Raw genomic sequence first — 12557 nt, forward strand, 5'->3', positions numbered from 1 at the left:
TTCACCCCATTTTGCGAAAGTGCCAAAAATGCTGTTGCTCATCGATAATTATGACAGCTTTACCTACAACCTCGTCCACTATCTGGGAGAGCTGGGTGCGGATGTGCAGGTCTGGCGCAATGATGCGTTGGATGTGCAACAGGCAATGGCGCTGAAACCTGCGGGGATCCTGCTATCGCCCGGACCCTGCGATCCCGATCAGGCTGGTATCTGCATGGCCCTGACCGAAGCTGCCGCCGAAACCCGGATCCCACTGATGGGCGTGTGTCTGGGCCACCAGGCCATCGGGCAGGTTTTTGGCGGCAAGGTCGTGCGCGCCAACGAGATCGTGCATGGCAAGCTCGGGGTGATGCACCATGCGGGCACCGGCGTGTTCGCGGGTCTGCCAAGCCCATTCAACGCGACCCGCTATCACTCCTTGACCGTCGAACGGGACAGTCTGCCCGACTGCCTGGAAATCAGCGCCTGGTTGGAAGACGGTATCATCATGGGCTTGCGGCATCGCGAATTGCCGATCGAGGGCGTGCAATTCCACCCTGAAAGCATCGCCTCCGAACACGGTCACAAGATGCTGCAGAACTTCCTTGATACGTTGCCCGTTCCGGCATGAGCGATCAATTGAAACCATTGATCGGGATGGCAGCGGATCGTCCCCTGACAGGCGCCGAGGCGGAAGCTGCGTTCAACGTCCTGTTTGACGGCAATGCGACGCCCAGCCAGATCGGCGGTTTGCTGATGGCATTGCGCACGCGGGGCGAGACGGTGGATGAAATCGCCGCCGCGGCCCGGGTCATGCGGGCGAAATGCCGCGCGGTTCAGGCCCCGGATGACGCGATGGACATCGTGGGAACCGGGGGGGACGGCAAGGGCACGCTCAATATCTCGACCGCGACCGCCTTTGTGGTGGCGGGTGCCGGTGTGACGGTGGCCAAGCATGGCAACCGCAATCTAAGCTCCAAATCGGGGGCTGCAGATGCGTTGGGACAGCTTGGTATCAATGTGATGGTCGGAGTGGATGTTGTCGAACGCGCTTTGGCAGAGGTGGGTATCGCCTTCATGATGGCGCCCATGCATCACCCGGCCATCGCCCATGTCATGCCCAGCCGGACAGAGCTTGGCACGCGCACCATCTTTAACATCCTGGGCCCGCTGACAAACCCGGCCGGGGCGAAACGGCAGTTGACCGGTGCCTTCAGCCGGGATCTGATCCGACCCATGGCCGACACGCTGGCGCAACTTGGCGCGACCCGCGCCTGGCTCGTCCATGGCAGTGACGGTACGGATGAGCTGTCAATTGCGGGTGTGTCCTACGTCGCCGCACTCGATGCCGGGAGGGTTACAGAGATGGAAGTCCATCCTGAGCAGGCCGGTTTGCGCGTCCACCCGTTCGAGGCCATCCTGGGCGGAGATCCCGCGACCAATGCCGTAGCCTTCAACGACCTTCTGGACGGTGCGACGGGGGCTTACCGCGATGCCGTGCTCCTGAACGCGGCGGCGGCCCTTGTGATCGCGGACAAGGCCAATGACCTGCGCGACGGCGTGGCCATGGCCGCCGAAAGCATCGATAGCGGTGCGGCCCGGGCCAAAGTGCGGGGCCTGGCCTCCGTCACGCAGGCGGCCTGATGGCGCTGGATGTGTCACGGCTTGGGGCATGGCGTGATCTGTCCTTCTTTTCCCACGGCCTGCCCCTGGTCGAGGCTGCCTTGGACAATGAGGATCGCGCGATCTTTCCGCCGTCCGATCAGATCTTTGCCGCGTTTGAGCTGTGCCCCCCCGAGGCGGTCCGTGTTCTGGTCCTGGGCCAGGATCCCTATCCGACCCGGGGTCATGCCCATGGGCTGGCCTTCTCTGCCGAACCGCATGTGACACCCCTGCCCCGATCCCTTGCCAATATCTACGCCGAGATGACGGACGATCTTGGGGGACGGCCCGCCAATGGCGATCTGCGGTTCTGGGCAAGGCAGGGTGTCTTGCTGCTCAACACCGCACTCACAGTGCCCGAAGGTGATGCCGGGGGGCATATGAAGATCGGCTGGCAGGATCTCACCCATCAAGTGCTGGACCATCTGGACCAGGCCCCCCTCGCAGCTTTGTTATGGGGCAAGCCCGCCCAAAAGCTGGGCGCGGCGCTGCGGCATCCCGATCACCTCAAAATCGAAACGGCCCATCCCTCCCCCCTGTCTGCGCGGCGGGGTTTCTTTGGATCACACCCCTTTTCGGCGGTGAATAGATGGTTGGAAAGCCGGGGGTCTTCGCCCATAAATTGGATCAAGGAGTGACCATGTCCGATACGATCCTCGACAAGATCAAGGCCTATAAGCTGGAGGAGATCGCCGCACGGCAGGCGGAGCGTTCGCTGGCCGATGTCGAAGCAAATGCCCGTGCCGCGCCGGCTCCGCGCCCGTTCGCGACCGCCCTGGTCGAGAGCAGTCGCGATGGATATGGCCTGATTGCCGAGATCAAGAAGGCGAGCCCCTCCAAAGGGGTCATTCGGGCCAATTTCGATCCGCCTGCCCTGGCGCAGGCCTATGCCGATGGCGGTGCGACCTGCCTGAGCGTTCTGACCGATGGCCCCTCGTTTCAAGGCGATGACGCCTATCTGACCGCCGTGCGTGAAGCATGCGACCTGCCGATCCTGCGCAAGGATTTCATGTATGATCCCTATCAGGTGGCCGAAGCCCGTGCCCTGGGCGCGGATTGCATACTGATCATCATGGCCAGTGTCACCGATGGCCAGGCCGCTGAACTGGAAGCCGCCGCAACCGAATGGGAAATGGATGTTCTGATCGAGGTTCATGACAGCGCCGAACTGGAGCGGGCCGGTCGGCTCAACTCCGCACTCGTCGGGATCAACAACCGCGATCTGCATACATTTGAAACCTCCATCGAGGTGACGAAAAAGCTGGCCCGGGAAGTGCCCGAAGATCGCATCATCGTCTCTGAATCCGGTCTGTCCACGCCTGAGGACCTGTCGCAGCTGGCCATGTATGGCGCACGCTGCTTTCTGATTGGTGAGACATTGATGCGGCAGGAGGATGTGGCCCAAGCCACCCGTGATCTGTTGGCCAACCCGCTGACCGCCTCAGGGGGCATGTGATGGCGCTCACCCATTTCGATGCCCGGGGGCAGGCGCGTATGGTCGATGTGTCCAACAAGGCGGTCACAAATCGGATCGCCACAGCGGCGGGATATGTCAGAATGGCCCCCGATACGCTGGCCCTTGCCGAAAGCGGGACGGCGAAAAAGGGGGATGTGCTGGGTGTCGCCCGATTGGCCGGGATCATGGGCACTAAACGCACGGCCGATCTGATCCCGCTATGTCATCCGCTGCCAATCACCAAGGTGGCCGTGGATCTGGACGTGGACCGGGACCTGCCCGGCATTCGCATCACCGCCACAGTCAAAACCACGGGCCAGACCGGGGTCGAGATGGAGGCACTTACCGCTGTCAATGTGGCCGCGTTGACCGTCTATGACATGCTCAAGGCCGTGGACAAGGCAATGGAGATCGGCGGTATCCACGTGACCCTGAAGGATGGCGGAAAATCGGGTCGCTATGAGGCCACGTCTTGAGCCTGATCTCGGTCGATGACGCGCTGCACCATGTCTTTGACCTGCTATCGCCCGTCGGCACCGAAACAGTGCCGCTGTCGCAGGCTGCCGGTCGCGTGCTTGCAGAACCGGTCATTGCCGGGCGCGACCAGCCCCCATTTCCCAGCTCTGCAATGGACGGCTATGCCGTGCGCACCGATGATGCACAACCCGGAGCCACCCTGACCGTCATCGGCGAAGCCGCCGCCGGCGCGCGGTTCCATGCACCCGTTGCTCCAAACCAGGCCGTCCGCATCTTTACCGGGGCGCCGGTGCCCGAAGGTGCCACCCGGATCGTCATTCAGGAAGACGTGGTCCGAAACGGCGACACAATCACGCTGAACCCCGATCTGGATAACGCGGCCTACATCCGGCCCCAAGGCACTGATTTTCCCAACGGGCTGACCCTGCCAGAGGGACGCAGGCTCGGCCCCAATGACCTGGCCCTGGCCGCCGCCATGAACTGCCCACACGTCACAGTGCGCCGCCGTCCCGTTGTGGCGCTTTTGGCGACCGGCGACGAGCTTGCCATGCCGGGCGATGATCCGGGCCCCGATCAGATCATCGCCTCCAACATCTTTGCGTTGAAGGCAATATTGCAGGCTGAAGGCGCCGCTGTGCGCTTGCTGCCAATTGCGCGCGACCGGACGGACAGCCTACGCGCCGGTTTCGAACGGGCACGGGGCACGGATCTGCTGGTGACGACCGGGGGCGCATCGGTCGGCGATCATGACCTTGTCGGGCAGGTAGCGGCTGAGTTGGGGATGGCGCGGGCATTTTACCGGGTGGCCATGCGCCCGGGCAAACCATTGATGGCGGGCCGGGTTCTGGGCCGGCCCATGGTTGGCCTGCCGGGCAATCCCGTCTCCGCCATCGTCTGCGGTCACATCTTCCTGCGCCCTGTCATACGCGTTCTGCTCGGGCTGGCAGCGGCCCCCCTGACCCGTCAACGCGCGACACTGGCCGCCCCACTGCCGCAAAACGGCCCGCGCGAGCATTACATGCGCGCATATCTCACGGATGGTCAGGTACGGGCCCATGACCGCCAAGACAGCTCACTCCTTTCCGTCCTGGGGCTGTCCAATGCCCTGCTGGTACGCGCACCTCACGCGCCCGCATGTGACGTCGGCACCACCGTCCCGGTCATCCCCCTTTGAGATATCCGGCCAAGAGTTAAGAGTTTCTTGACACAAAACGTGAACACTGGCAGAACAGGGGTGAACAGACACCCTTGGAGATGCCAAATGCTGACGAAGAAACAGCTGGATTTACTCGATTTTATCAATGCGCGCTTGAAAAAGGACGGTGTTCCCCCATCGTTCGACGAAATGAAGGATGCGCTGGATCTACGGTCTAAATCCGGGGTGCACCGGCTGATCACGGCGCTTGAGGAGCGGGGTTTTATCCGGCGCCTGGCCCATAAGGCGCGCGCCATCGAAATCGTGAAGTTGCCTGACTCCATGGGAGGATCACCCGCAGGGTTCACACCCCGTGTCATTGACGGGGACCGCGACAGCAAACCAAACGGCAGCCTGCCCATCAATGTCGATGCCGTGGAACTGGATGTCATGGGTCGCATTGCGGCCGGTGTTCCGATAGCCGCGATATCCGAAGTGTCCCACACCGTCGCCGTGCCCGGTCAGATGGTCGGCAAAGGACGCCACTACGCGCTGGAGGTCAAAGGGGACTCAATGATCAATTCCGGCATCAATAACGGGGACGTGGTGGTGATCCGTGAACAGGACACCGCCGATAACGGGGATATTGTGGTGGCCCTCGTCGAAGGACATGAAGCAACGCTCAAGAAATTCGGCCGCCGGGGCAACATGATCGCATTGGAAGCCGCAAACCCAGCTTACGAAACACGGCTGCTGCCTGCCGATCAGGTCAAGGTACAAGGCCGCCTGGTCGGATTGATCCGCAGCTACTAGGGGCTGGATCAACCCGTTTTCTCCGCGGGGATGGACATTCCAGACTGATGTCGCAGCATGGTCGCCATTTTGACAATCCACATGCCCATCATGTGTCCAGAAATATCCCCGCCGGAGGCACAAAATCTTCACCCGGCCCGAGGCAGCAAACACACCTACCTTTGGGCGCGGCTCCACAATCTATCGCCAGCCTGATCCCGCGCCGATACGATCCTGATCTTGCCTTGATCATCCGGCCACAATGCGAGCGAACCGGTATCGCGCAACGTGTCCGGTGTAATGACCTGGCACGGGCCGGACGGGGCCTGATCGGGCGCACGGGTCGAGATCAAGATACCCGGACCACAGGGCGCAGAGGCGCGGCTTGCCACAGCGCGCCCCGACAGATGGCGGATCTCCGTTCCGGCCAGATCCAATACCAGATCTCCCTTCTGGCCCTGGAAGACAAGGCGCGCGGCCGCCGCGCTCTGATCCACCGTATCCCCGTCATTTTCCAACCAGATCCCGGCCGCAAAACCATCGCCTTTGACCTTGTTCAAGGCGCGCCCGTCCGCCGTCATGACGCCAATCAAACCCGCTGTCTCGGATATCAAAACCGGTGGGCGCTCTGTCTGTGTCCATATCATCAGACCCGCGGCGATCAGACCAATCCCGCCATATCGCGCACGCCCCTGCCACAATATCACGACCAGCGCTCCAATGGACATAACCGGCAAGACCCAGGGACCCGGCGCCATGATCCGGGTTACAGACCCGTCGAGCCCCGCCACCCAGGAGGACACGCCCAGGATCCATAAAAGGCCCCACCGCATGGGTTCCAAGGCCAACTGTTCCAGCCCAAACGGTGCCAGCAGCGCGGCAATCACCGCGGCGGGCATGACAAGCGCACCCATCACAGGTACAGACAGGAAGTTTGCGATCAGTCCATAATCGGCAATCTGGTTGAAATGCGCCGCCCCGAACGGCGCCGTCGCTGCACCCGCCACCGCCGATGACATGAGCAACGCCACCGCGCCCTGGGCCAGTTTGGGCAATCGCCAGGGCTGCACCGGCAGATCGCGCAATCCGCCAAAGACCGCGATCAGCGCAATCGTGGCGGCGAACGACATCTGAAAGCCCGGTGAAAACAGGCTTTCCGGTCGCAGGACAAGCACGATGATGGCGGCGATGGCAACAGAACGCAGGCTGATCGCACGCTGATCCAACAACACCGCGCATAGCATGACCGACACCATGATAAAAGCCCGCTGGGTTGACACGGTGCCGCCTGAAAGCAGCAAATAGGCAAATCCCGCGACCAGGGCGGTGGCTGCTGCAATCTTTTTGACCGGCACACGCAACGCCAAGGCAGGGATCAGCGACAGTGCCACCCGCAAGCCACCAAAGATGACGCCGGTCAAAAGCCCCATATGCAGGCCCGAAATTGCCAGGAGGTGAGCAAGGTTGGACTTGCGCAAATCCTCCAGATCCTCTTGCGGAATGCCGGATCGATCACCGGTCGTCAGCGCGGCGGCAAACCCGCCCGCCTTGCCTGGCATTCGGTCCTGCACTGCTTGTGACAAGTATCGCCGGATCTGGAACACCCGCAAAGCCAGGCTGTTTGCCTTGGCTGGTTCCAGGGCCAGCACAGGTGAACGGGTATATCCCACAGCCCCCAAACGGTCGAACCAGGCCTTGCGGGCAAAATCAAAACCGCCAGGCTCCACCGGTCCGCCAGGCGCAGACAGGTGCCCTGTCAGGATCACCACCATCCCCGGCGCCGGATCGACAAAGCCCTGCTGACCATGGAGCGAGACACGGACACGGGCCGGCGTTCGGTCGGGTGCCATCCGTTCCAGCATGACATGATCCAGCGTCAGGCGGATCTTGTCGGATGCGGAGCGGTCGATCGCCACAACCCGCCCCTCGATCGGGCCGTAATATCGAAACCCCAGGACGGGGGCGGCAACACTATGGGCCCGCGCGCCAGCCAAAAGCGCCCCCACGATGATCAAAACCATGGCCATGAAAAGGGGCCGCACTGCCTCCCCTGCCCACCATCCCGCCCCAATGATCAGGGCTGCGACGACGATGGCCCACCCGTAAAGCGACCAGTCCGGCTCAACCGGAAGCGCGAAATACAAGCCAACCCCGGCCCCCAGACAGATGGGTGCCCATAACAACAAATACCCGCGCTGCGCCAGCAACGCGGTTTCCAAACCGGTCAGCAGCGCCGGTCTTGTCCTGTCGGGCTCGGCAGCATACACGGTGCCGACGCTATCTCCTGCATGGTTGATGAAAGGTTAAAGCCGCCCATGTCTTCGGTCGTTACCCGTATTGCTCCCTCTCCCACCGGTTTCATGCATATCGGCACGGCCCGGACGGCCTTGTTCAACTGGCTTTATGCGCGCGCGACCGGAGGGCAGTTCCTGCTGCGGATCGAAGACACCGACCGGGCACGCTATGCGCCCGAAGCCGTGGATGCGATCCTGCAAGGAATGTCATGGCTCGGGTTGGACCATGACGGTGATGTCGTCAGCCAGTTCGAGCGGGTGCCGCGCCACAGGGAGGTCGCACTGACCCTGCTGGAAACAGGCATGGCCTATAAATGCTTTGCCACACAGGACGACATCGCCGCGTTTCGGGAGGCTGCGCGGGCGGCTGGAACCTCGACCCTCTATCGTTCCCCATGGCGGGACACTGATCCGGCGACCCACCCGGACGCGCCTTTCGTGATCCGCATCAAGGCCCCGCAGGACGGCCAGGCGGTGATCGAGGATGCGGTGCAAGGCCGGGTGACCTGGGCCAATGAGACACTGGACGATATGATCCTGCTACGGTCTGACGGAACACCCACCTACATGCTGGCGGTGGTCGTGGATGACCATGACATGGGCGTGACCCACGTGATCCGCGGTGACGATCATTTGTCGAATGCCCCGCGCCAGGCGCTGATCTACCGGGCGATGGGATGGCCTCTGCCCGTTCACGCCCATATCCCTTTGATCTTGGGTCCAGATGGCAAAAAGCTGTCAAAACGCCATGGTGCCACCGGTGTCGAAGAATACAAAAAGATGGGATATCCGGCAGCGGGCATGCGCAATTACATGGCCCGGCTTGGTTGGTCCCACGGCGATGACGAGTTTTTTACCGATGCCCAGGCACGCGAGTGGTTTGATCTGGACGGCATCACGAAATCCGCCGCGCGGTTTGATTTCAAGAAGTTGGAGCATTTGTCCGGTCAGCATATTGCCGTTGCCAGTGACGCCGATCTGCTGGATGAGATTGCAGCATTTCTGGACGCGGCCGGGGCCGACCCCCTGACCGATCAACAAAAGAACGGGTTGGGACGCGCCCTTTACTGTCTGAAAGACCGCGCGAAGATCTTTCCTGAACTCCTTGAGAAGGCTCATTTTGTCTTGAGCAGCCGCCCATTTGAGCCGGATGAGAAATCGGCCAAGGCGCTCAATTCGGTATCCATTGGTATACTCAAAGATTTGACGCCGCAGTTGCAAAATGCTAGCTGGACGCGAAGCGATCTTGAAGAATTGCTAACCACTTTTGCCGAAAGCAAGGAACTGTCTTTCGGAAAACTGGCGCAACCGCTTCGAGCAGCCCTTGCAGGGCGCGCCATCTCACCAAGCGTCTATGATATGATGCTTGTGATCGGTCAGGCGGAGACGTTGGACCGACTCACGGACGTAACGGGTGCACCGCAATGATTGCGTGGCGGTAACCCGACTGAAAACATTCCTCGGTCCGGAGCCAAACCGGACTTACGGCCGACTGAAAGGACGCACACCATGCCAGATACCAGCCGACCAGCACGCCACGCCACATTGACCATCGACGGGAAAGAGATCCAGTTGCCCCTGATGTCAGGCACCGTGGGGCCCGATGTCATGGATATCCGCAAGCTCTATGCGCAAAGCGATATTTTCACTTACGATCCCGGGTTTACGTCGACCGCCGCCTGCGAAAGCACGATCACTTATATCGATGGCGATAAGGGCGAATTGCTGCATCGTGGCTATCCGATCGACCAGCTGGCCGAAAAATCCCATTATTTGGAAGTCTGCTACCTGTTGCTCTACGGGGAGCTTCCGACCGCCGCGCAGCTCGAAGATTTTGAGCATCGGGTCACCATGCACACCATGTTGCATGAACAGATGCAGAATTTTTTTCGTGGGTTCCGCCGCGACGCGCATCCCATGGCCATCATGGTGGGTGTCGTGGGGGCCATGTCGGCCTTTTACCATGACAGCACCGATATCGCCGATCCCTGGCAGCGCGAGGTCGCCTCGATCCGCCTAATCGCCAAGATGCCGACGATTGCCGCATGGGCCTACAAATATCATATCGGGCAACCCTTCGTGTATCCGCGCAACGATATCGACTATGCGTCGAACTTCTTGCGCATGTGCTTTGCCGTCCCGGCAGAAGATTACGTGGTCGATCCGATCCTATCCCGCGCGATGGACCGGATTTTCACCCTGCATGCGGATCATGAACAGAACGCCTCGACGTCGACCGTCCGGTTGGCCTCCTCGTCCGGGGCGAACCCATTTGCCTGTATCGCCGCAGGCATTGCCTGTCTTTGGGGTCCGGCCCATGGCGGCGCCAACCAGGCCTGCCTGGAAATGCTGAAAGAGATCGGCACACCAGACCGCATCCCCGAATTCATCGCCCGCGCCAAAGACAAGGACGACCCGTTCCGCCTGATGGGGTTCGGCCACCGGGTCTATAAGAACTTCGACCCCCGCGCGACCGTGATGAAGGAGTCGGCGGACGAAGTGCTGGACCTGCTTGGTGTCGAAAACAACCCTGTCCTGCAGGTCGCCAAGGAGTTGGAGAAACAGGCCCTGGCAGATCCGTACTTTGCAGAGAAGAAGCTGTTTCCGAATGTGGACTTCTATTCCGGCATCATTCTGGAAGCGATGGGCTTCCCCACATCCATGTTCACGCCCATCTTTGCACTCTCCCGTACCGTTGGCTGGATCTCGCAGTGGAAAGAAATGCTGATGGATCCCAGCCAGAAAATCGGTCGCCCCCGCCAGCTTTACACCGGTGCATGCACCCGGGATTACATCGAGGTTGAAAACCGGTAGCTCCGGCAACGTAACCTGCACTTAGTAGTAACATTACCTCAGGGGGCGTCGCTTGGTGCCCTTTGTACTTGTCAGTTCATCGGTGACAGCAACTCCCGCGCTGTCACTGGTATTGATCCCTTCAAACACACCCGCCTTCTTTGTCGGATCTGTCGGTTCAACCTCGGTCTTTACGCAAACCAGCTTATCCCACGCCTGCGATGAAGATCGGGTAAGCCCCCAGAATCAAAGCGTAAAAATCCCCTGCACTCCGATCACGATGCTGACAATCAGAATGGGCGTTCCCGTTTAAACGGGAACGTCCTCGGTAAGTTGAACGAGCGCGCCAGATCGTTATAGGATTGCTTGCGATATGGCGGTGTTCAGGCAACTTTGTCGGCCGGATGATCCATGAACGGGTAATCCGTGTACCCTGTCTCATCGCCCCCATAGAATGTGTCCGCATCCGGCTCGTTCAATTTGGCGCCGATGCGAAACCGTTCGGGCAGGTCTGGGTTGGCAATAAACGGTCGGCCAAAAGTCACTGCATCCGCAGTCCCGCTCGTGATGGCATCCGATGCAGACTGCGCCTCATAACCGCCATTGGCGATGTAAAAACCCGACCAAAGCTGGCGCAACCGGTCGATCAACGCGCTGTCATCGTCATTGGGGGTGGAGCCCGGAAAGGCCTCAACCATGTGCAGATAGGCCAGTTTGCGGCTGTCCAGCATCTCGATCACTGCGGCAAACAGGGTTTCGGGATCCGTATCGCTGATATCATTGGCCTGCCCCAAAGGTGACAGGCGCACGCCCGTCCGATCCGGCGACCAAATCTCTCCAACCACATCCAGCACCTCTTGCAGGAACCGCATCCGGTTTTCGATGCTCCCGCCATAGGCGTCATCGCGATGGTTGCTGCCATCCTGCAGGAATTGATCCAAAAGGTAACCATTGGCGGCATGGACCTCGATCCCGTCAAAACCTGCTTCCTTGGCCGATTTGGCGGCGTGACGGTATTCCGCCAGGGTTTGGGTAATCTGAACTTCGGTCATGGCATCCGGTGTGCTGCAGTCTTCAAATCCGTTCGCGGTAAAGGTCTGAGCATCGGCCCGGATAGCCGACGCTGACAATGGCGCCCGCCCGTCGGGCAACAGAGAACTGTGGCTGATCCGGCCCACATGCCAAAGCTGCAGAAACACGCGCCCGCCCGCAGCATGGATCGCATCCGTGACCTTTTTCCAGGCCGTCACCTGCGCCTCGGTATAAATGCCGGGCGTGTCCAGGTATCCTTTCCCCATGGCAGAGATTTGCGTGGCCTCCGTAAAAATCAAACCGGCAGAAGCGCGTTGGCGATAATAGGGCACGGCCATCGCCTTTGGCGTACCGTCCCCCTGCGCCCGGTTCCGGGTCAGCGGCGCCATCAGCACCCGGTTGGGCAAGTCCAGCGCCCCCATTTGGACGGGCGAAAACAGGGCGGCATTCTGGGTCATGATCATCTCCGATTTGTATCATTAGTCGGAGAAACGTCTGGCGCATGATCCGGTTCCGGGTCATCCGCTATGCGTCAGGCGGGTACCGGTTTCCGGCTATGGCAAATGGGTTTTGATACAGCCCCCGATGGCTCTCAACGCCCACATCCAGCACGCAATCGCAGGTCGGGCGGGCCACGCAAAGCAGGATAAAACCCGCCTGACTTTGCCGCCGGTTCAACGCCGTTCCCTTCGGCTGGCGCACATGACCGGTGATCAGCTTGGCCGCGCAGGTAATGCAGCCCCCGTAGTTACAGGCTATCGGCAACTGGATCCCGGCGCGCAACGCGGCGGCATAAATCGGTTCATCTTCTGCGACGTCCAGGGGCACCCCGTTGCGATTGCGCAAGGTGACCCGATAGGTGGTCGTCATGCGAGGCAAAGCAGACGCCGCACCCAGTCCAATGCACGCCCCCGCGGTGGGGGTGCATTGGCCGCCT

General features: G+C 60.8%; 12 protein-coding genes. 9 read left to right on the plus strand and 3 right to left on the minus strand.

Annotated elements, in window-relative coordinates:
* Positions 1–28: 28 nt before the first annotated feature.
* The 7 genes from IU397_RS08630 (at position 29) to lexA (ending at position 5522) form a co-directional block, all read left to right on the plus strand.
* Positions 29–610 (plus strand): aminodeoxychorismate/anthranilate synthase component II, encoded by a 582-nt coding sequence (locus IU397_RS08630; protein WP_204412364.1) that lies wholly within the window; start codon positions 29–31, stop codon positions 608–610.
* Positions 607–1623, plus strand: a complete 1017-nt coding sequence (gene trpD / locus IU397_RS08635; protein WP_204412366.1) for an anthranilate phosphoribosyltransferase — start codon at positions 607–609, stop codon at positions 1621–1623. Before IU397_RS08630 ends, trpD begins: the two co-directional genes overlap by 4 nt.
* Positions 1623–2279, plus strand: coding sequence for a uracil-DNA glycosylase (locus IU397_RS08640; protein ID WP_204412369.1), 657 nt, complete (start codon positions 1623–1625; stop codon positions 2277–2279). Before trpD ends, IU397_RS08640 begins: the two co-directional genes overlap by 1 nt.
* 2 nt (positions 2280–2281) lie before the next feature.
* Complete coding sequence (gene trpC / locus IU397_RS08645) at positions 2282–3097, plus strand: indole-3-glycerol phosphate synthase TrpC (protein ID WP_204412371.1); 816 nt, start codon at positions 2282–2284, stop codon at positions 3095–3097.
* Positions 3097–3573, plus strand: a complete 477-nt coding sequence (gene moaC / locus IU397_RS08650) for a cyclic pyranopterin monophosphate synthase MoaC (protein ID WP_204412373.1) — start codon at positions 3097–3099, stop codon at positions 3571–3573. Before trpC ends, moaC begins: the two co-directional genes overlap by 1 nt.
* 2 nt (positions 3574–3575) lie before the next feature.
* Entirely contained in the window at positions 3576–4748 is a 1173-nt protein-coding gene (gene glp / locus IU397_RS08655) for a gephyrin-like molybdotransferase Glp (protein ID WP_204412761.1), read from the plus strand.
* Positions 4749–4835: 87 nt separating this feature from the next.
* A complete protein-coding gene (lexA, locus tag IU397_RS08660; RefSeq protein WP_204412375.1) occupies positions 4836–5522 on the plus strand; it encodes a transcriptional repressor LexA in 687 nt (228 codons plus the stop codon).
* A 155-nt stretch (positions 5523–5677) separates the two neighbouring features.
* Here lexA and IU397_RS08665 read toward each other — a convergent pair whose 3' ends face one another.
* Positions 5678–7768, minus strand: a complete 2091-nt coding sequence (locus IU397_RS08665) for a ComEC/Rec2 family competence protein (RefSeq protein WP_370541644.1) — start codon at positions 7766–7768, stop codon at positions 5678–5680.
* Positions 7769–7816: 48 nt separating this feature from the next.
* On the opposite strand from IU397_RS08665, the gene gltX reads away from it, so the two are divergent.
* A complete protein-coding gene (gltX, locus tag IU397_RS08670) occupies positions 7817–9223 on the plus strand; it encodes a glutamate--tRNA ligase (RefSeq protein ID WP_204412377.1) in 1407 nt (468 codons plus the stop codon).
* Between the two features lie 81 nt (positions 9224–9304).
* Positions 9305–10609 (plus strand): citrate synthase, encoded by a 1305-nt coding sequence (gltA, locus tag IU397_RS08675; protein WP_204412379.1) that lies wholly within the window; start codon positions 9305–9307, stop codon positions 10607–10609.
* Between the two features lie 362 nt (positions 10610–10971).
* On the opposite strand, the gene IU397_RS08680 is transcribed toward gltA, so the two are convergent.
* Together IU397_RS08680 and IU397_RS08685 are read right to left on the minus strand one after the other, a co-directional pair.
* Entirely contained in the window at positions 10972–12078 is a 1107-nt protein-coding gene (locus IU397_RS08680) for an alkene reductase (RefSeq protein WP_204412381.1), read from the minus strand.
* 67 nt (positions 12079–12145) lie between these two features.
* The gene (locus IU397_RS08685) at positions 12146–12490 is read right to left on the minus strand and encodes a 2Fe-2S iron-sulfur cluster-binding protein (RefSeq protein ID WP_204412383.1); all 345 of its coding nucleotides are present in this window, start codon (positions 12488–12490) and stop codon (positions 12146–12148) included.
* Positions 12491–12557 lie beyond the last annotated feature (67 nt).

Origin of the sequence: Actibacterium sp. 188UL27-1, from assembly GCF_016901225.1 — a bacterium.
Classification (GTDB): Bacteria; Pseudomonadota; Alphaproteobacteria; order Rhodobacterales; family Rhodobacteraceae; genus 188UL27-1.

Bases quoted from the DNA above. Each gene is read 5' to 3' on its own strand.
- IU397_RS08630 (WP_204412364.1), top strand. From the start codon at position 29: ATGCTGTTGCTCATCGATAATTATGACAGCTTTACCTACAACCTCGTC.
- trpD (WP_204412366.1), top strand. From the start codon at position 607: ATGAGCGATCAATTGAAACCATTGATCGGGATGGCAGCGGATCGTCCC.
- IU397_RS08640 (WP_204412369.1), top strand. From the start codon at position 1,623: ATGGCGCTGGATGTGTCACGGCTTGGGGCATGGCGTGATCTGTCCTTC.
- trpC (WP_204412371.1), top strand. From the start codon at position 2,282: ATGTCCGATACGATCCTCGACAAGATCAAGGCCTATAAGCTGGAGGAG.
- moaC (WP_204412373.1), top strand. From the start codon at position 3,097: ATGGCGCTCACCCATTTCGATGCCCGGGGGCAGGCGCGTATGGTCGAT.
- lexA (WP_204412375.1), top strand. From the start codon at position 4,836: ATGCTGACGAAGAAACAGCTGGATTTACTCGATTTTATCAATGCGCGC.
- gltX (WP_204412377.1), top strand. From the start codon at position 7,817: ATGTCTTCGGTCGTTACCCGTATTGCTCCCTCTCCCACCGGTTTCATG.
- gltA (WP_204412379.1), top strand. From the start codon at position 9,305: ATGCCAGATACCAGCCGACCAGCACGCCACGCCACATTGACCATCGAC.
- IU397_RS08680 (WP_204412381.1), bottom strand. From the start codon at position 12,078: ATGACCCAGAATGCCGCCCTGTTTTCGCCCGTCCAAATGGGGGCGCTG.
- IU397_RS08685 (WP_204412383.1), bottom strand. From the start codon at position 12,490: ATGACGACCACCTATCGGGTCACCTTGCGCAATCGCAACGGGGTGCCC.